Raw genomic sequence first — 18941 nt, 5'->3', positions numbered from 1 at the left:
TAAACCAAGGCTTAGAGCTCCAGCCGCGCTACGGCAGTACCCTTTGCAAGTCATGTCCTCGCCACACTTGATCTCCATCGTCGATGACGACCAGGCCTTTCGCGACTCGCTGCGAAGACTGCTCAAGTCGCATGGCTACACGGTCTCTGCGTTCCCGTCCGCGGCGGATTTTCTCGCGTCCACTCAACTTGCTGCTACGGCCTGCCTGGTCGCCGATATTCACATGCCCTCCATGACAGGGGCCGAGTTGTACCAGCATCTGATCGCGACAGGGCACACCATCCCGACGATCCTGATCACGGCACATCCGGAAGACCGCGTTCGTCAACGCATGTTGAGCCTGGGAGTCGACTGCTATCTTCACAAGCCATTGGACGAGGCGATCCTGATCGACTGTCTGAATCGCGCGTTCGCGTGCGACCGGACACCTCGAGTCGCGCCATGAACGCGCTCGACGGCGATTCGGGCCAGGATTCACCAGAGGTGCTTTGGGAGGACGCCGAACGAGTGTTCTGCAGACTCGGGGGCATTGATTCAGGAGGTGACCGGCACGCTTTCATGCCAACGCGTTCAGGCGGCGAACACCAGATGCTTCAAGGCACCCGTTACCTAGCGCATGAATACGAACTCAAGGATTGCCTCGACGCTGCGTGGGCGTTGCGCCCCGTTGAACTCGTGCGTGAGCATGGGCAGACGACGTTGTTCGTCGAGTACTCAACAGGCACACCACTCGATCGCCTGATCCGCCAGCCCATGGAAATCGGACAATTCTTGCGCCTGGCAGCGGCCATGGCGTCCGCCCTCGGCCGCCTCCACGGAAGCGGCCTCATACACAAGAACATCAAGCCTTCCAACTTGATCGTGGATTCGGCGACGGACCTTGTCTGGCTCACCGGCTTCGGCATTGCGTCACGCCTCCCGCGTGAGCGCCAGGCGCTAGACCCCCCCGAATTCATCGCAGGAACCCTCGCCTACATGGCACCTGAGCAGACCGGACGGGTGAACCGCTCCGTCGATTCCCGAAGCGACCTGTACTCGCTCGGAGTCACCTTCTATGAGATGCTGACAGGGTCCCTTCCGTTCACGGCATCCGAGCCGATGGAATGGGTGCATTGTCATATCGCGAGACAGCCGGCAAACCCTAGCGAACGATTGACGAGCATTCCGACCGCTGTCTCCGCCATCACGATGAAGATGCTCTCCAAGACCGTCGAGGAGCGATATCAGACGGCGGCGGGTATCGAGAGCGATCTTCGGCGCTGCCTTGCGCAATGGAATGCGGACGGGCGCATTCACGATTTTTCACTGGGAGATCACGACACGCCAGACCGCCTCATGATCCCTGAGAAACTCTACGGGCGCGGATCGGAGGTCTATACCCTTCTTGCCGCATTCGATCGCATCGTCGTCGGAGCCGGGCCCGAGTTGTTGCTCATCTCCGGCTACTCAGGCATCGGCAAATCCGCTGTCGTCAACGAACTCCAGAAAGCGCTCGTTCCGACTCGCGGGTTGTTCGCATCAGGCAAATTCGATCAGTACAAGCGCGATATTCCGTATGCCACGATGGCTCAGGCGCTCCAAGGACTGGTCCGTACGCTCTTGAGCAAGAACGAGGAAGAGTTGCGCAGTTGGCGTGACGCGCTTCGCGACGCGCTGGAGCCGAACGGCCTACTCATGGTCGAACTCGTCCCAGAACTCAAGTACATCATCGGTGAACAGCCGCCCGTGCTCGAACTTCCCGTGCAGGATGCGCAGAAACGATTTCAGCTGGTATTTCGCCGATTCATCGGCGTATTCGCCCGGCCCGAACATCCGCTTGCCCTCTTCCTGGACGATCTTCAATGGCTGGACGCGGCCACGCTCGACCTACTCGAGAACCTGCTGACACGCTCTGATCTGAAGCACCTTCTGCTGATCGGCGCGTATCGGAACAACGAAGTCAACGCCGCACACCCCTTGGTGCGCAAGCTGGACGCAATCCGCCAAGCGGGGACCGATTTGGAGGAAATCGTCCTTGCTCCGCTGGATCGAGAAAATTTGGCGCATCTACTGGCGGACTCGTTCCGCTGCGAACTTGAGCGCGTCGGACCGTTGGCGCAATTGATTCACGAGAAGACGAACGGCAATCCATTTTTTGCGATCCAGTTCATATCCGGCCTGGCAGATGAGGGTTTACTGGCCTTCGACTACGATGAAGGCCGTTGGTCATGGGATCCGGGCCTCATCCATGCCAGGGGCTACACCGACAATGTGGTGGAGCTATTGCTCGGGAAATTGAACCGCCTCCCGTTGGCAACGCAGAAGACGCTGAATCAGTTTGCGTGCCTAGGAGACAACGCCGAGTTCGAAGTGTTGCGGATGGCCTGTCAGGAATCGGTCGAGGAAGTGCACGACCACTTGTGGGAGGCGGTGCGTGCTGGCTTGATCTTCCGCTCGAACGACGGGTATCGCTTCCTGCACGACCGGGTACAGGAAGCGGCGTATTCATTGGTCCCCCAGGAACTGCGCGCCGCTACGCATCTTCGCCTTGGCACCCTGTTGGCGGAGCAAACGCCCGCCGGGAAACGGGAGGACGCCGTTTTCCAGATCGTCTATCAACTGAACCGGGGCGCCCATCTCATCAACTCAGTCGAGGAGTTGGAGCGTGTCGCAAATCTGAATCTGATCGCGGGCCGGCGCGCGAAGGTCTCGACAGCGTTCGGATCGGCACTCAACTACCTCAGATGCGGGCGCGCCCTGCTCACCGAGGAAACATGGGAGCGCAACTACGAACTCATGTTTTCCTTCGAGTATCTGATTGCCGAGTGTGAGTTGCTGACTGGAGACATGCCGGCCGCTGAAGTCCGTCTTTCGCAGCTCACCGAACGCGCAAGGAGTCGGCATGACTACAGCATCGTGACCCGTCTACGGCTCACGCTTTACACCAATTGGGACAAAGGCGACCACGGACTCGACGTTTTCCTCGAGTGGTTGCGCCGCGATGGCACCGACTGGTCGAGAAGTCCAACCCGCGAGGATGCGATGCGCGAGTACACGCGGATCTGGACGCTGCTCGGCACACGGCAAATTGAAGACCTCGTGGAGTTACCACTGATCACAGACCCCGAAGTCCTCGACACCCTGGACGTCCTCTCGGAAGCTGTTACACCGTCTTTCTTCTCCGATGAACACCTCTCATCACTCGTCGTCTGCCGCTTGGTCAGCCTCAGCCTCGAATACGGCAACTGCGATGCGTCGTGCTTCGGCTATGTCTGGTTAGCCTTTTTCGCCGGACCGCGCTTTGGGAACTACAGAGACGGCTATCGGTTCGGCCAGCTCGGATATGACTTGGTTGAAAAGCGCGGCCTGACGCGCTATCAAGCGCGAACCTACTTGTGCATGGGTGCACTCGTGGTGCCGTGGACAAGACATCCTGCCAGCGGGCTGGAGTTGATACACAGAGCGTTTGACGCCGCGTATCGGGTAGGCGACATGGCTTTTGCGGGCTATAGCTGCAACACATCGATCACGATCAGTTTTGCGACAGGCACTCCTCTCACGGAAGTACAAAAGGAAGCCGAGAATGGTCTTGCCTTTTCCAGCAAGGCTCAATTGGGTCTTGTGAACGGCATCTGCCGCGCTCAGCTTGGGCTGGCACTAACTTTGCGCGGATTCACCGCGACATTTGGGCGGCTGGATCACGAAGGATATAACGAGCACGATACCGAGCAATATCTGGCCAGCGACCACAATCTCGGGCTCGTCGAATTTTTCTATTGGGTACGCAAGTTGCAGGCGCGATTTCTTGCCGGGGACCACTCATCAGCGATTGGCGCCACGCTGAACGCGCAACGTCTCCTCTGGAACGCGGCGGCGAACTTCGAGGCCGCCGAGTTCCAACTCTACGGGGCGCTCGCGCATGCTGCAGCCCATGGATTCGCTTCTGGCGCCCAGAAGCGTCAACACTTGGAGGCTTCAATCGGCCACCACAGGCAACTCGAGGTGTGGGCCCAGCACAACCCCGTCACCTTTGAATGCCGCGCAGCAATAGTTGGCGCGGAGATCGCCAGGATGGAAGACCGGGTGCTCGACGCTCAAGATCTCTATGAAAAGGCGATGCGTTCGGCGAGCACCCATGGCTTTGTCCACATCGAAGCAATCGCCAACGAGCAGGCCGCACGCTTCTACGCCGGGCGCGGCTTCGAGAAGATCGCAACGGCCTATCTTCAGGATGCGCGCAACTGTTACCTCCGCTGGGGCGCTGGAGCCAAGGTCCGACAGCTCGAGGAGTCGTTTCCAAGCCTCAGGGGGGACAAGCTCGTCTCGGAGCCCAGCACGACGATTCAGACATCTGTCGAGCGCCTCGATCTGGCGACCGTGATGAAGGTCTCCGAAAGACTGTCAGGTGAGATTGTGTTGGAGAAGCTGATCGACACGATCATGCGTACGGCGATCGAGCACGCGGGCGCCGAGCGGGGCCTGCTGATTCTTGGCAGAGGGAATGAATATCGGATAGAAGCAGAAGTCACGAGCAGATCTGGCAGGATGGAGGTGCAACTCCGACAAGCGAGCGTCACTGCAGCAGATCTGCCTGCGCCCGTCTTCCGCTACGTCCTGCGCACCAAGGAAAGCGTGTTGCTGCATGACGCCTCGAGCGAGAACCCGTTCGGTGCGGACGATGACTACATACGTGAGCACCACGCCCGATCGGTCCTGTGCTTGCCGATACTCAAGCAAACCAGGCTACTGGGCATGCTGTACCTCGAGAACAATTTGACGATCGGTGTCTTCACTCCCGCCCGGATGACAGTGCTCAAGCTGCTGGCGTCGGAGGCCGCAATCTCGATGGAGAATGCCTACTTGTACCGGGATCTTGCCGAGCGCGAGGCTCGGATCCGACGCCTGGTGGATGCGAACATTATCGGCATCTTCTTCTGGGATCTTAAGGGCAGGATTCTCGAAGCGAACGATGCATTTCTTCTCATGGTGGGATACGAGCGCGAGGATCTCACCTCCGGGCGTGTCCGCTGGACGGACCTGACGCCGCTGGAATGGCGCGATTTTGACGATCAGACGTCCGTGCCAGCACTGAAGGCCACCGGCCGAGTCCGGCCCTATGAGAAGGAGTTCTCCCGTAAGGACGGCGGCCGCGTCCCTGTCCTGATCGGCGCGGCAACGTTCGAGGAGGATGCTTACCAAGGCGTCGCGTTCGTGCTCGACCTGACTGAGCGCAAGAACGCTGCGGACGCGATGCGCGAGGTGCAGATGGAACTGGCGCACGCCAACCGCTTGGCCACCATGGGACAACTCGCGGCGTCCATCGCGCACGAAGTCAACCAGCCGATCGGTGCGGCACGCAACAACGCACACGCGGCATTGCGCTTTCTTGCCAGGGATCCACCAGAACTGGCTGAAGTCAATGAGGCGCTCGAGTGCGTGGTCACCGATACCTACAGGGCTGGCGATATCATCAGCCGGATCCGAGACCAGGTCAGAAGAGCGCCTCCTCGCAAGGAGAGCATCGACCTGAACGTTGCCATCAGCAACGTGATTGCACTCGTGCAGGGTGAGTTGTCAAAGAATTGCGTAACAGTCCACACGCAACTCGCGCATGGACTACCGCCCGTTCACGGAGATCGGGTTCAACTGCAGCAGGTAATGTTGAACCTCATGCTCAACGCGATCGAGGCGATGCTCGGCGTCGACGCCAACGCGCGAAACCTGCTGATCAGCACTGAATCGAGTCCGTCGCGAGACCTGCTCGTCACGGTCAGCGACACAGGTCCTGGCATCGAACAGGAGCATCGCGAGCGGGTTTTCGATTCCTTCTACACCACGAAGTCCAGTGGCCTGGGAATTGGCCTGTCCATCTGCCGGTCGATCATCGATGCCCACGGCGGAAATCTATGGGCAGACTCCCACAGTCCTCGCGGCGCCGCCTTCAAGTTCACACTGCCAGCCCTCGCCTGAACCAAGGTTCAGAGCACCCAACTGTTCGCCTAGGCCCCGGGCGTTCTGGTTGACGGCAGCCTGCGATTTGCGCGCGACAACCGTGCGCATCGACACCAAGAGGTCGAAACGGTCGACCAGGACGCAATACAAACCAACGGCCGCGCGTTGCATTCTCAGTCCCGGGTTGAGAACGCATACGAGGCCGACATGACGAATACGACGACTGAACTGAGCGCTGCGCGAGACATGCAATTTCCTCTCGGCGCGCACATCGTGACGCCTCGCCGCTGGTACACACATCACGGAATCTATGTCGGAGCAGGCCAGGTCGTCCACTACCAGGGCCTGTCTTCGTCGCTGCGCCGAGGTCCCGTCGCGAGGGTTAGCCTCGCCGAATTCAGCCATGGCCAGCCGGTGCACCTGCACAGTGAGGCGGACGTGGCGTACTCTGGCATCGAAGTCGCAGCCCGTGCCTGCTCTCGCCTGGGCGAAGACGCCTACGACGTGCTGCGCAACAACTGCGAGCACTTCTGCTCCTGGTGCCTGAGCGGGACCGCTCGCAGCCCGCAAGTGGAAAGCCTGCTGTTGAGATCGCGCGTGGTGGCGCTCGCCACTCAAGTCCTGGTCGGCTTTTTCAACGGGTGGCGGACCTGCTGAGCATCGAACGGCTGCCTAAGAGCTAGCAAGTCTGCAGCAGCGGGGATCGGCAAGGCACTCAATGGGTCGCGCAAGTGGCGGGTCAGAAGCAAGAGGCGCTCGGCGTTGAGCCGAACTCGAGTTGGTTCCCGCAGGTGAAGCTGTCGCTGGTGTCCAGCGTGGTCGACGAGGAGCGCACCCACTTTGCGAGCCTGCCCCCGTCTGGCCTCCTCCCCTTCCGCACTGGCGTCTCGACCGTCCGGGTTTCCGGGAGTCGGGCTCGCCATCACGCCCAGCGCCATGAGCCGAGTCATTTTGTGCAGGCGCTCGATGGGAGCTCGATGGGTCTCGCGAGAAAGCACGAAGGCGGTACGCCGCTTTCGTACATCTCCTTGAGCGTCGACTTAGCTCGAACCCTGATCTGCGGGGTGCTCGGCCTTGTAGGTTCCCATGCCGTGCACTCTGACGCTCCATCTCATCGATGCGCACGGCGGAAGGTGGCGTGGACACCCATCCCCTCGCTGCGCCCCTTCGGATTCACGCTGCCAACCCCTCCCTGAACCAAGGTTCAGAAGCGTTCAACCATGTGCGCAGGCTCTAGGCCCGTTGGTTGGACGCCGACCGCGTTTTTTTGCCCGCCAAGCTTGCGCGTCCATGCCAAGAGGTCGAACTGCTCGACCACAGCGCAATACACCCCAACCGCAGTGCCCGGCATCCTCACTCCGTGGTCGTGAACATTGCGGTCACATCCAAAGGCAAACGCGAGAACCTTCAAAGGAACTTCACCATGAACCCACCCGTCGTGCTCATCACCGGCGCACTCACTGGCATCGGCCGCGCCACGCTCTTGCCTTCGCCCGTGAAGGCCATCGCATCGCCGTCAGCGGCCGGCGCGACAAAGCCGCGCTACCTCACGAGGCAAAGCCTCGCAGTCGACGGCGGCTACACGGCGCAGTGATCGGATTGCTCACACCACGATGGTCTGAAAACCTGAAGGAGTACGTCCAATGGGAGACCTCATGAATCAGCCGGATCTCAGCGCGTGTCCTGGAGGAGCCACGTGGTTCCCCAGATGCTCGCACGGCCCCGGGAGCCAATCAGTTTGGCGTTAGTGCCGAGCGAACTGACCGTTGTTTCAACTATTCCTTCGAACGGAAATTCATCATGGATACATTGTTCTCACTGCTGGCAACGTACGGCGTAGCGATCGCGTTCTTCTCGATGTTGATCGAGCAATTGGGCGTGCCGCTTCCCGCGTATCCAGTGCTCGTTGTCGCAGCCGCACTCAGCGTGGACGGTCACCACTCTGCTGTTTCGCTCTACGCGGCAACGGTAGCGGCATGCCTGTTGGCAGACGTCACTTGGTACGTTGCTGGACGCAGCCACGGTGCCCGAGTTCTTGGCACGATCTGTCGCATCTCCATCAATCCGGACACTTGTGTGCGTCAGACGCAGTCGCTTTTCGAGCGTTGGGGGGTCTGGTCGTTGCTTGTCGCTAAGTTTGTGCCTGGCTTCGGCACCCTGGCAACCGCATTGTCTGGAAGCAGCCAACTGCGCCTTTCCACCTTCGTCGCCGTCGATGCCCTTGGCTCGGCGCTGTACATAGGCATCGGACTTTGGCTTGGGGTCCACTTTCACGAGACGGTTCACGAGGTTCTCGCCACTTTCGGGCGCCTCGGGCATTGGGGATTGATGCTGTTCGTGGTCGCACTGGCCATCTTCCTGGCAGCAAAGTGGTGGCAACGTCGGCGTCTGCTTCGCGAACATCAGGGCTCCCGGATCACCGTGCACGAGCTGCAGCAGCTATTCAGTGCGGGAAGGCGCCCCACTCTTGTTGACGTTCGTCCCGCGTCACGCCGTGCACAGACCGGCACGATTCCAGGCGCAGTGCACCTCCCATTGGACCGTGTCGACGAGGATCAACAGCACATACCTCGCCATGCTGAAATTGTTGTCTTTTGCGAGTGTCCCAATGAAGTTTCAGCTGCCCATGTCGCTCGTCAACTCCGACGCTCAGGCTTCCTCACTGTTAGGCCTCTTGCTGGCGGACTGGATGCTTGGATCGCATCCGGGCTTCCCGTTGACAGTACGAGTCCGTCAGGAGTTGCGGCGCTGCAATCGGTTTGCGCAACGAGCCGATAGGTTCGGTCGAGGAGGCCTTGCCGGCAGCCTAGTCGCCGACTTTGCCGATGGCCGCAACGGTCAGCATGCTCGGGTCTTCCTCGAAGGCCCAGACCTCATCGAAGTCTGGATGCCCCGGCCGCATACGGGATGTCGAGCCATCCGAAATCTAGGGACGTCGACCAGAGCTGCGTGGATCCTCCGGATGTAGGTGCTTCAGACTGTGCGTCATGCACAACGCAGCTTTTCATGTCTATACAGGCTCCTCAAGCACCGCGTCGATCCAGCCCCGCAGGCTGTTGACGAAGGCCAACCCTCGCACGCGAGGCAGGTCATCAGAATGCACGACCGATTCCACAACCCTGCCTTCGCGAAGGCAGTTTGATCTGCCGATGCCCCCCAGGAGCCCGCAGTGCAGCGGCGGCGTAACCCATCGATCATCGAGCAGCAACGCCACATTTCCCCGGGTGCACTCAGTGATTTCTCCGCGTTCGTTCCACAACAGGGTGTCGAACACATGAGGGCCGCTCGGCGCAAAGGCTTCGTAGTGGCCACGCCGGGTGGTCTTGAATCGCACGAACTCATTTTTTGCGGCCTCAAAGGCCCGATCGGCCAGCGCCAGGCGCACCTGCGTAGGCGAAGCATCCAGAGCGAAGACCTGAACCTGGTGGCGACCGCGAAAGTCGCACAGCAATCGAACGCGCCATGCTCCATCGGGATGCGAAATACGCAGTGCGTCCAGGCCCTGAGTCACAGACTGTGCGTTCCACCGAAAGCCGAAGTGGCTGGCCGCGGCCGCCATCCTTGCCAGATGTGCGTCGACGTTGTTCAGGCGACCATTGACCAGCGCAAGGGTCTCCAGCAATTCGAAGGGCGTGCTGGCACGCTCGAGGAACGCCCTCTTGTGACGCCACTCGTCCCACTCACCGTCCTGCTTGGCATCAGCCGTGATGCCACTACCGATGCCACAGCGCGCACCGTCGGCACTCAGCGTGACGGTCCGGATGGGCACATTGAAGGTCGCCACACCACCCGGCTGCACCACACCCACTGCCCCGCAGTAGACGCCGCGGGGCTCAGGTTCGAGGTGGCGGATCAACTGCATCGCCGCGACCTTTGGCGCTCCAGTCACGGATCCGCAGGGAAACAGCGCCGCAAACACGTCAGCCAACGTGGTCCCCACGCGCGTAGTTGCTTCGATGTCTGAGGTCAGCTGCCACACCGTTGACAAGGCCTCCGTGTGGAAGAGCCTCGGCACGCGCACCGAGAACGGTTCGGCGATTCGGGACATGTCGTTGCGCAGGAGGTCGACGACCATCACGTTCTCCGCCCGCTCCTTTGCCGAACTGCGAAGCCGCTCGGCTGCGGCGGCGTCGTCGGTCGCATCGATACCACGCGCGGCCGTACCCTTCATCGGCCTCGTCAGCAATCGTCCATCCCGCCACTCGAAGAACAACTCCGGCGACACCGACAACACCCGCTCGCTCCCAGCGTCGATATAGGTCGCATAGCCGCCGGGCTGGGCCCGCTGGAGGGCTTCGAACAAGGCCTGGGCCTGTTGGTCCTCTGCCCCTTTGTCCAGGGTACCTCGCAGGCTCGCCGTGTAGTTCACCTGGTAGACCTCGCCTGCGGCGATGGCTCGATGCAGCTCTGCCAGGGCCGAATCAAAGGCGCGGCGCGACAGCGGCCCGCGCCAGGCCACCGAGACCGGGTCCGGATCTACGTCGTCCTCACTCGCTTCAGACCAAGGATGTGCTGAATCGTGGATCCCAAACCAGGCGAGTGGGCCGTCAGCTGGGTGCGCGACCAGCGCCGGGTCAAACGCAGGTGCCGCCTCGTATCGCAGATAGCCGACGCACCATTGCCCTTGTATTGACCGTGAGTGCACCGCCTCGAGCACAGGCCGCACCTGGTCGGGCCTGTGCGCCACCAAAGTCTCGACGGGCGGCCCGAACACGCGTCGCAGCCGAGTTGCCGTGGCGTCGCGAGGCGACGAAAGGTCGATTCGAGCCGAAATGATCACTACGTTGCGCTGGTGAGTGAGCTACTCGGTGTCGCGGCGATTGGAGACGATGGGCAAGGCCGTGTAGACGCTGGTGAGAGCGCGCTATCCATGTTCATCACGATGTTGCCAGGCTGCGGACGGAGGGAAAATGGGCGCGATCGTAGCATCGACGGCAACGCCATCCGCCTCTGAAAATGCACGCCGGCGTAGAGAAAGCGTCGGCTGTTGTTCGACCCTGCATCACCACCAAAGGGTGGGTCCGCAATAGGCAGCAGGCGCGCGAAGTTAATCACACCCGAGCTGGAAAGCTCCTGCCAGAATGCTCGCATGCTCTCCCCGGACACCGCCTCCTCGCCGCTGAATCGACAAGATCGGTCTCCGATGCAAGACGCGATCAGGTACGGTCGCGAATCGTCCGATCAGGAACCCGAACCTGCCAACCGCTTCGGCGCCGCGGCCAACATCGTCGATCGCCTTGACCTTCGGCCCCTGCACATGCGCGAGCGTCGGCCGTGGTGGAAGCTCTGGTAGCCCCTGCGGGTGACCTCTTGACAGCGCTTCTCAAAATCCGCCTCATCTCAACGCCTCTCCCGCCACCTCCAGCTACTGGCACTCGCCTCGGGCGGCAATGGGCGCAAGTCGGGAGATTCCTGGAGGCTTGGCTACCCGTCGGCGGAACAGTCTGCATGAGGCAAAACCGGCGTCCCAACCTAAGCACAAATCAGGTGCAGACATAGAGGCGACCCATGGTTGGGCAAGTGTTGTAGGCGAATTGAGGTCGACCCCAGCTTTGTACACGCGTGCGCAGTGCACGACGTCCTTGCAATCGACAGCGCCCAAGGGGATGGAATTTCTGATTCCACAAGGCGCATGATCTCGTAGCCCCCGATAGACTCCCCTCCATTGGGAATCAGCCCGAGCAAAGGCGGCTCGAGCGGCAAAGGTGACACCGCTCACACGGTCCTCCAGTGGCTCCTCGTTCGTCATGCAAGCGTGAAAGTGACCTCCTGCTCGCTCGTGCGTAAAATCTACTCCGGCGCGTATTTGAATAGCCGACGTTCATTCATCGACTTATCAAGGACGCCTTTGTCGCAAACGTTCACGGCGCCAAGCGACGAATTCCTTCAACTTCAAAGGTTCCAGACTCAATGACGAAGTCCTACGCGCAAATTAAATCTGCCATCGCCAAACTTGAAAAGGAAGCCGCTGCGCTCCGAGAAGCTGAAACGACAAAGGTGGTTGCGCAGATCAGAGAGTCGATCGCCACCTTTGGCCTGACCGTCGAGCACCTCTTTGGCCGTGGCGCCAAAGCCTTGAAGACAGTCGCAGGTAAGGCCCTCGGCGGTGGCAAGGCAACGCGCAAGGGCGCAGGCATTCCCAAGTACCGCCACCCCAAAACGGGCAAGACGTGGACTGGGTTCGGCAAGGCTCCCGGGTGGATTGCCTCCGCGCGCAACCGTGACAAGTTCCTCATCGACCAATCTGGCGTCATCACGACACCTTCGGTCGAGAGATCCGACGTGCCTGTCGCTGCCGTGGCAAAAAAGGCTACTCGCAAGGCCCGCAGTGTTGCAGCACCAGTGAAGAAGTCGATTCGCGCCAAGAGGGTTGCTTCCGCTTCCGTCGCAGTTCCCGAAGCGAAAGCAGAAAAGCCGGTTGCAAGGAAGGCTGCCCCGAAGAAGGGCGCTCCTTCGAAGAAAGCCACGGCGGCAAAGAAGGCGGCTGCCGCCCCCAAGGCAGCCAAAGCTGCCAAGGCTCCAAAGCCTGCAGCGAAGGCTCCCAAGCAAGCCGTCGCCAAGACCGCGAAGTCGGAAGCCGCCGCCAAGACCCGCCGCCCGCGTGCGTCCACGACCATTGCGACGCCTGTGTCGACCCCCACCCCGGCAGAGACGGCGGCATCCCAGGGCTAAATTCACGTACGGCGCGCACGAGATCGTCCGTTGTTCCCCAGGAATCCGTGCCCAGCTGTACAGCGGCTGGCCGCGTCATACAACAATCCCGTGCTGGATCCTTCGAAGAAGGATCTGCACTCGCTCTTGACCGCCAGCAGCGACGATCTCTGCTGGCGTTTGGCTTCCCAGGAGGGCATGCGGCTTGCGTAACCATGCGTCGGCCTCGTTCCCGAAGACCTGTCTAGCGAGACTGAGTAGTTCCTTTTCGTCATGAACTCGATCCACACACGGTGAAGCGTCGACCTCGACCACAAGTCCAGGATTGAAGGCCTTGTTCTCGAATGACCCGTGCCAGTTCAGATAGCCACGCGGATTGGAGATCACCCGGCAGTTCCCCACTTCGTAGTCGAAGCTGTCGTGCGTGTGCCCATGGACCCAGAGCACAGGGACCTCGAAAAACTCGGGCCGCATCTCGTTGACGAAGCCGCCAGAGGACCAATCCTCGGCATACCGCGCTGCCAGCGAGTTGCGATGGGGTGCATGGTGAGTCACCACCACCGTTGGCCCGTTGAACGGTTCGGCAAGCTTCCTGCGAAGCCAAGAGCGTTGTCGTCGGTGAATCAGCAAGGTATCCGTCGGGACCAGGCGCCGGGACCCATGCGAGTCTGCTGTGTGCGGGTCGTCGACTCGGATGGCTGAGTAGTCGGCAAGGTAGCGCGAGCTCTCGGTCATCGAGCGGTACCGATCGGAAAGCAACCGCACTGGTTGCCCCGGGAAGCCCGGGTTGTCGATGCGCAACGCAAAGTCCGTCCACAACGTGCAGCCCAGGAAGCGGACGCCAGCGATCACCACCTCGTCGCAATCGAGGAAGTGAACGCCCTGCTCTTGCGCCTGGCGACGCATCTCCGGCTTTTCCTCATCGAGCACGGATTCGTAATACTCATGATTGCCGGCGATCTGCACCACGGGTTTGTCAGCAAATCGCGTCGGGTCTCGCAGCCAGCGCGCGACCACGCGACCGGGCGCAACGATATCGCCCGCCAGGACGGCCACGTCGTAGTCCAGGTCCTTCGGCACCTCGAAGGTCTCGAATTCAGCGTGAAGATCAGAAAGAATCAGAAGCTTCATCTTTGATCAATGCGCGTCGGCGATGGCTGCGTCCAACACGCGGTCGATCGAGATACCTCTTTCGAGAGCTACTCGTGGCGTCAAGCCTTCCAGCGCAGGCGCCGGCGTCTCAAGGAAGACGAGGACTTGCCAGGGATCCCGCGTGCCCAGAGATCGGGCGATGGGCTGAATCGCTGACCAGGCAGACGGCTCGAACTGCCAACGAGGAATCCTCAGCGTTCCGTCTGGGCCGGCAAGCCCAATGCACCGGCCGCCACTGATCCACGTGACGATCGTCGAAGCATCTACGTTCAGGAGCGAGGCGGCTTCTGTGACGGTGAACATGTCGGCCGATCGCAAGCGTTCGTGACGGTACTTTTTCCCCTCGCGAAGCAAAATCGCTGTCTCTTCGACCGTCGCGTAGAGAACCCTGGTCATGTCAGCCCAACACTACAGTCTGACAATTGGAGCACCAGACCGGGATCAAACGTCTGGTTCTCCGTCCTGCCGCTCCAATTGACGTAGCCACGGGGGTTGCATACGACGCGGCATGAGCGGACGCGGTAGTCGAAGCTCTGGTGTGTGTGCCCGTGAACCCAGAGCACTGGTACGTCGAAGAACATCTCAGGCAGTTCATTGACGAAGGCGCCCGACACCCAGTCGTCTTCGTAGCGCTTCGCGAGCGAACCACGATGCGGTGGATGGTGCGTGACGACCACGGTGGTCCCTGCGAACGGTTCCGCGAGTTTCTCGCTCAACCAAGCTCGCTGGCATTGATGGATCTTGAGCGTGTCTTCCGCCCTCAGCCTTCGCCCTTGACGGCTGCGCCAAGTATCTGGCTCTGCGAGTTCGTCGGCAGTCCGGATCAGGGTGTAGTCGTTCATGAGATTGGTCGCCCTCCTCATGGCCAGCCCAGCGTCTCGTCGTCGACCTTCGGGTGTTTCGATCGCCAACTCGAAGTCCGTCCAGAGCGTGCAGCCGAGGAAGCGCACACCGTCGATCACGACCTCGCCGCCATCCAGCAGATGCACCTGGCCGCCAGTCGCCACGGTTCGGGCCTCCGACTGGGCCAGGTCCATCCGGCTGCCGTAGTACTCGTGATTCCCGGGAACGTAGATCGCCGGCTTGCCGGCGAAGTGCGCCTCAGCCCATTCGACGCCGCGCCGACCGGGCGTGTGGATGTCCCCTGCGAGGATCACCACGTCGAACTCTCCTTTCGGAAGCGGCTCGAAGGGCTCGAACTCGAGGTGCAGATCGGAAAGGATCAGCGCCTTCATGGCTTCACCTGAGCGGCTTCCCAAACTGAACCCATGTGGCCATGGGGTCGATCGCCTTCTGCACGGTGCACAAGGCGTAGCGACGCCCACGGCCCCCGATCGTTGCAGATCTCCGAAGGCCGCCGCAGACCATGCACCGAGATCTCAGTTCCACCTCGAGCTGGAGCACGCGCTCGTCAACCAACGCCACCGGATCGCAGCCCTCGGCGGGCCCACATTCGTGCCGATGCACCTCGGTCGGGCGATGGATGTTGATGGCGACGCGCGCCTTCCGCTCAATCCGATAGGCAAAGCTCGGCGAGGTGAAGTTCCCTCGCAACCGCAAGCAGTGGAAGGCGCGCTTGTCTGCCTCGAGGAGTTCGTCAGTGTCTTCGCAGGGCTTCGCCAAGAGCGCCATCCACCCTCGGAAGAACATGTACGCGCGTCGCCGCTCCTCCCCTTCGAGCGGGAAAATACATGGGAAGCGGTCTGCAAGGGCCTTGGGCGTGTCGATCCTCACTGTTAGCTCCTTTTCACAACGCCACTCGTCGCGGTTCTCCCGCCGGACCATGGCGACCTCAACCCGTCTGCAGAGCATTCAGAAGCTCCGCACGCAGCGAAGCCCGCTCGACGGCACGGCTCGGGGACAAACCGACTCATCCGGGGGCGCCCTGGACCAGAACCTTCAGGTGAATTGCCAACCCAGGTTTGAAGGCCTCGAACTCCGGAGCGCTGACTACCAGCGCTCTCGAAGGTCGAAGTCCACATGGCTGATCTGCAAGCGAAAAGTGGTGCTGCACCGCAACACCCGCATCAAAAAGTTTGCCCCAAATGTCGATTTGTATCATACAAGCGGGTGCATAAACAAGCGCAGGCGGCGAGATTCGTCGCATGCGGTCGAACCAAGATCCTGTGTTGCTGCAAGCGTTTGCAGCCGAACTCAAAGTTCGGCGGGCAGCGCTTGAGGTCAACCAGGACACGTTGGCGTTCGCAGCTTCGCTGAACAGGTCTTTCGTCGCAAAGCTTGAGGTCGGCACGACAAGCCCTTCCTTGACCTCCTTGTTCCGGATCGCCGAAGGCCTCGGCCTCGAGCCCGATGAGCTGGTTCGTTCCGTGGCAGAGCGCTATTACGCGGAAAAGCAGACTGGCAAGCGAAAAGTAAAACTGAAGGCTCAGGCCTAGTTGCCTGGCGGACGCCTCGTCGATCTGCGTTTCGCCCCGCCAGCGATATTTCGTTGCGGCGCTAGCCTGAGCCATGACGCGGCGTGGTCCTCAAAGCGGACACCAACTGCGTAAGCGAAGCAACATCTGGAAATTCTCCGCGTAAGTAGTCCGTTACGGAATTTGATCGCTGAAGGTTCGCTCGCGAGTTTGCGTGACACGATCGGCGCACGCACGCCCTCTGCCAGAAGCTCGACCAGCCGGCCTCGCTGCCGGAAGCCCACAGCAGCCTCCGAGCGGTGCGGAGTCTTCGAAACCCCTCCGCCCGACTAAGCGCTTCCTCACGCGGGGTAGGGCGACCACTGACGTCTGACCGTCAGCAAAGCTGTCGCTGCGAAGCACCCGGCGTCCGACGGGTCCGTGGAAGCATCCGCCTCGACCAAGTGCATGCGCATATCCTGCAGCGCCTGGGAGACCGCACCGCGTGGGTGATCTCTCGCGCCGTCAGATGGGCAAGTGCATGCGCGAACTTTGCTTCCAGATCGAAGAACCCCTCACTCCGAGTTGCTCTATTGCGTCCTTCACGACCACGCGTGCCGCCTGCAATGCCTGTTCTCCCATTGGGCCGAGATCTGAAACTCTCGCAATCTTGAGCGCCTGACTCCGAAGCCCTGCCCGGATCGTTGGAGGTCGCTACGTAAAATCGCCAAGCTCGCATCAAGGGTGATCGCCACGTTTGGTCTGACTGTCCAGCACGTCTTTGGCCGCGGCGCCTAAGCACTGAAGGTAGCCGCCGGCAAGGCCCTCAGCGCCACGACAACGCAACGGACTTTGGTTGCGACGGCGCGGTCACCTCGTGCCTGATCTCATTTGCTTTTTTATGCACCATGCTGTATGGTACAAACTGTGTTCGCAACATACTCAGAATCGCTCGCTGACATTTCTTCCCTGGATCGAGGACGATGAAACTGCGTACAGCTTCTGCTCGACAACCCATCGACTCAGCGGGAGCGCCAATGGTGAGACGACCTCACTGAACCTGTTCGGCATTCGTTCTGGTGCGTGGCGTCACGCCCAGCCTCACTCGCTGCCGCGCCTACCTTTGCCGGAAACGGATACACCAGAGGGGGCCTTCCGATGGGCGGCTCGCCACACCGTCGCCGGCCTCTACATTCCTTTCATGACGCCGTCTGCCCGACACGTCGCGACAGCGGCCTGGACCGCGCGTGAGCCAACTCGGTCGCTTAACTATCGGATGCCAGGCTCATTCTGGCCCCAGCATCCTTTGAAATGGTGCCCCGATTGCGTCTCGGAGGACATAGCGCGCCTCGGACGCCCCTACTGGCATGTTTCCCATCAGTTGCCGACGACGTGGCTTTGCGTGCAACATCGCCGTGCACTTTTCTGGGTTCCGACCAGGTACATGCGCTGGCTCTTGCCGACAGATGTTCTGTGTCGAGCGAAGCGAAGGTCGTTGGGTGACGACTGTGCGCAACTAGGGAATCTGCTTGCCAGCCTAGGCCATGTGGTCCTGTCGTCCGACGGAGCCGCTGTGGATCTCTCGCTTGCTCAATCGAGGGCGGCCGAGAGACTGCTCAAACTAGGCGTGCGATGCCTTTCATCGGTCGTTCGGGACGCCTCATTGGATGAGTGGTTTCGCACGACCGAAACATCGAAGTTCCTCAACGCATGCCCAGCATGGCTATCAAACCTTGCTCAAGGCACGTGGATTTCGCAATGCTTGGACCCGAGTAGGAAGTTGCATCCCGTACTCTTCCTGGTACTGTGGAGTTCGCTGCAGTGGCGCTCGAGCGAACTGGCGTGTGCAGCCCTTGTAGACGCCGCATGGGGTAACCGCCTAGCCAGCCGCGCCCAGACGCCGGCGATCCACGCGACCACCAGGAGCACCCGCCCCCTCTGTACAACATAGCCTTAGACGCGGGAAATCTTCAGAACCAGAAGTTTGGGCCAAATGGATTAGGACTTCGTTCGGTGTCTCCGCAGTTCCTGTCCGCCTTCTATCCCTAGTGCAACGTCCGTCTATCTGAATCAGAGTCCAGAACCTCAGCAGATAGGTCACCCATGATGAGGTATCGCCTACCCACACTCAACGCTTGCGCAACTGCATCCTGCACTGTTTGGTAGATCTCGCGAGCAGTCAGATGAGCGAGCTGGTGACAAAGCGCATGCGTCGGTGAAGCGAATCCCGGAATCTCCAGGTCCGCCGCCGCCGCGGTAGCCACCGCACGAGCAACCTGCAGCGCGTGGGCGCCAGTCGGCGCCAAGATATGAAACTCACGAAACCGCGAGCGCAAAGACAGGGGTACCCGTTCCGGATCGTTGGAGGTGGCGACAAAGGTTGCAAGACTCGCATCGAACTCAATGTCCAAAGCAGCATCGCGTGCCCTCTTAGCTGTAAGAGGTTCAAGCAATGAGTGCAACGGCGCGAGGGGATCGTAGTTGGATTTTCTAGAGGCCTTGTCCAACTCATCGATCAAAAACACCGGGTTCGCAAATCCTCCCAGGCAGATCTCCTCGAATACGAGCCCGGGCGTAGCCGTACTCCAGTGGCGCTCCGTACCAAGCAGCAGAGACGTGGTCTGGGCGTTTTCCATCGACTGCTGCCGCAAAGGAGCTCCGATGGCCTTCGCCAGATCATTGGCGTAGGCAGTCTTCCCCAGGCCGGGGTCGCCCCAAATGCCCGGCGTCAACTATTCTGAGCGCCGGGCGTCAATTATCTTGTGCGGTGCGGTCGAGCAAGATCATTGAGTAGTTGTCGTTGCGCTGCGTTGCCGGCGCGCCCGCCACCCAGCCCCGGGGCCGGAGCGGTAC

Annotated in this window: 15 protein-coding genes; 9 read left to right on the top strand and 6 right to left on the bottom strand. The window is 60.7% G+C overall.

The window, feature by feature from the left end; all coding sequences use genetic code 11:
• The first annotated feature begins 67 nt into the window (after nt 1-67).
• The 5 genes from QTI68_RS25535 to QTI68_RS25515 all read left to right on the top strand — a co-directional run bounded on the left by QTI68_RS25535 (nt 68) and on the right by QTI68_RS25515 (nt 8709).
• Entirely contained in the window at nt 68-445 is a 378-nt protein-coding gene (locus tag QTI68_RS25535; RefSeq protein ID WP_286525620.1) for a response regulator transcription factor, read from the top strand.
• Nucleotides 442-5949 (top strand): AAA family ATPase, encoded by a 5508-nt coding sequence (locus QTI68_RS25530; protein ID WP_286525619.1) that lies wholly within the window; start codon nt 442-444, stop codon nt 5947-5949. The genes QTI68_RS25535 and QTI68_RS25530 overlap by 4 nt, the downstream gene beginning before the upstream one ends.
• 189 nt (nt 5950-6138) lie before the next feature.
• Nucleotides 6139-6588, top strand: a complete 450-nt coding sequence (locus QTI68_RS25525) for a lecithin retinol acyltransferase family protein (RefSeq protein ID WP_286525617.1) — start codon at nt 6139-6141, stop codon at nt 6586-6588.
• A 766-nt stretch (nt 6589-7354) separates the two neighbouring features.
• On the top strand, nt 7355-7525 hold the full coding sequence (locus QTI68_RS25520) for a hypothetical protein (protein ID WP_286525615.1): 171 nt from the start codon (nt 7355-7357) through the stop codon (nt 7523-7525).
• A 206-nt stretch (nt 7526-7731) separates the two neighbouring features.
• Nucleotides 7732-8709 (top strand): DedA family protein/thiosulfate sulfurtransferase GlpE, encoded by a 978-nt coding sequence (locus tag QTI68_RS25515; RefSeq protein WP_286525613.1) that lies wholly within the window; start codon nt 7732-7734, stop codon nt 8707-8709.
• A 232-nt stretch (nt 8710-8941) separates the two neighbouring features.
• On the opposite strand, the gene pabB is transcribed toward QTI68_RS25515, so the two are convergent.
• Nucleotides 8942-10711, bottom strand: a complete 1770-nt coding sequence (pabB, locus tag QTI68_RS25510) for an aminodeoxychorismate synthase component I (protein ID WP_286525611.1) — start codon at nt 10709-10711, stop codon at nt 8942-8944.
• A gap of 363 nt (nt 10712-11074) precedes the next feature.
• Here pabB and QTI68_RS25505 point away from each other — a divergent pair, with 363 nt between their 5' ends.
• Together QTI68_RS25505 and QTI68_RS25500 are read left to right on the top strand one after the other, a co-directional pair.
• On the top strand, nt 11075-11224 hold the full coding sequence (locus tag QTI68_RS25505; protein WP_286525609.1) for a hypothetical protein: 150 nt from the start codon (nt 11075-11077) through the stop codon (nt 11222-11224).
• A 617-nt stretch (nt 11225-11841) separates the two neighbouring features.
• Nucleotides 11842-12603, top strand: coding sequence for an H-NS histone family protein (locus QTI68_RS25500; RefSeq protein ID WP_286525607.1), 762 nt, complete (start codon nt 11842-11844; stop codon nt 12601-12603).
• Between the two features lie 75 nt (nt 12604-12678).
• Here QTI68_RS25500 and QTI68_RS25490 read toward each other — a convergent pair whose 3' ends face one another.
• From QTI68_RS25490 to QTI68_RS25475, 4 genes are read right to left on the bottom strand one after another with little or no spacing between them, the layout of a single operon-like run.
• Nucleotides 12679-13713: a metallophosphoesterase gene (locus QTI68_RS25490; RefSeq protein ID WP_353506443.1), complete on the bottom strand. Its 1035-nt coding sequence runs from the start codon at nt 13711-13713 to the stop codon at nt 12679-12681.
• Between the two features lie 6 nt (nt 13714-13719).
• A complete protein-coding gene (locus tag QTI68_RS25485) occupies nt 13720-14130 on the bottom strand; it encodes a helix-turn-helix domain-containing protein (RefSeq protein ID WP_286525604.1) in 411 nt (136 codons plus the stop codon).
• Nucleotides 14127-14969 carry a metallophosphoesterase gene (locus QTI68_RS25480; RefSeq protein WP_286525602.1) on the bottom strand — a complete coding sequence of 281 codons (843 nt, stop codon included), beginning with the start codon at nt 14967-14969 and terminating at the stop codon, nt 14127-14129. Before QTI68_RS25480 ends, QTI68_RS25485 begins: the two co-directional genes overlap by 4 nt.
• 4 nt (nt 14970-14973) lie before the next feature.
• Nucleotides 14974-15468 carry a hypothetical protein gene (locus QTI68_RS25475; protein ID WP_286525599.1) on the bottom strand — a complete coding sequence of 165 codons (495 nt, stop codon included), beginning with the start codon at nt 15466-15468 and terminating at the stop codon, nt 14974-14976.
• Between the two features lie 371 nt (nt 15469-15839).
• Here QTI68_RS25475 and QTI68_RS25470 point away from each other — a divergent pair, with 371 nt between their 5' ends.
• Nucleotides 15840-16130 (top strand): helix-turn-helix domain-containing protein, encoded by a 291-nt coding sequence (locus QTI68_RS25470; RefSeq protein WP_286525597.1) that lies wholly within the window; start codon nt 15840-15842, stop codon nt 16128-16130.
• Between the two features lie 859 nt (nt 16131-16989).
• Nucleotides 16990-18039 carry a TniQ family protein gene (locus tag QTI68_RS40185; protein WP_353506445.1) on the top strand — a complete coding sequence of 350 codons (1050 nt, stop codon included), beginning with the start codon at nt 16990-16992 and terminating at the stop codon, nt 18037-18039.
• 94 nt (nt 18040-18133) lie between these two features.
• Here QTI68_RS40185 and QTI68_RS25465 read toward each other — a convergent pair whose 3' ends face one another.
• Nucleotides 18134-18820 (bottom strand): AAA family ATPase, encoded by a 687-nt coding sequence (locus QTI68_RS25465; protein ID WP_286525595.1) that lies wholly within the window; start codon nt 18818-18820, stop codon nt 18134-18136.
• Between the last annotated feature and the right edge of the window lie 121 nt (nt 18821-18941).

This window comes from Variovorax sp. J31P207 (genome assembly GCF_030316965.1).
Classification (GTDB): Bacteria; Pseudomonadota; Gammaproteobacteria; order Burkholderiales; family Burkholderiaceae_C; genus Variovorax; species Variovorax ginsengisoli_B.
The sequence above is the reverse complement of the archived record's forward strand: the minus strand, read 5'-3'. Positions and strand labels throughout refer to the sequence as shown.

Bases quoted from the DNA above. Each gene is read 5' to 3' on its own strand.
- QTI68_RS25515 (WP_286525613.1), top strand. From the start codon at position 7,732: ATGGATACATTGTTCTCACTGCTGGCAACGTACGGCGTAGCGATCGCG.
- QTI68_RS25525 (WP_286525617.1), top strand. From the start codon at position 6,139: ATGACGAATACGACGACTGAACTGAGCGCTGCGCGAGACATGCAATTT.
- QTI68_RS25500 (WP_286525607.1), top strand. From the start codon at position 11,842: ATGACGAAGTCCTACGCGCAAATTAAATCTGCCATCGCCAAACTTGAA.
- QTI68_RS25490 (WP_353506443.1), bottom strand. From the start codon at position 13,713: ATGAAGCTTCTGATTCTTTCTGATCTTCACGCTGAATTCGAGACCTTC.
- QTI68_RS25520 (WP_286525615.1), top strand. From the start codon at position 7,355: ATGAACCCACCCGTCGTGCTCATCACCGGCGCACTCACTGGCATCGGC.
- QTI68_RS25505 (WP_286525609.1), top strand. From the start codon at position 11,075: ATGCAAGACGCGATCAGGTACGGTCGCGAATCGTCCGATCAGGAACCC.
- QTI68_RS25480 (WP_286525602.1), bottom strand. From the start codon at position 14,969: ATGAAGGCGCTGATCCTTTCCGATCTGCACCTCGAGTTCGAGCCCTTC.
- QTI68_RS40185 (WP_353506445.1), top strand. From the start codon at position 16,990: ATGCACCATGCTGTATGGTACAAACTGTGTTCGCAACATACTCAGAAT.
- QTI68_RS25530 (WP_286525619.1), top strand. From the start codon at position 442: ATGAACGCGCTCGACGGCGATTCGGGCCAGGATTCACCAGAGGTGCTT.
- QTI68_RS25485 (WP_286525604.1), bottom strand. From the start codon at position 14,130: ATGACCAGGGTTCTCTACGCGACGGTCGAAGAGACAGCGATTTTGCTT.
- QTI68_RS25470 (WP_286525597.1), top strand. From the start codon at position 15,840: ATGCGGTCGAACCAAGATCCTGTGTTGCTGCAAGCGTTTGCAGCCGAA.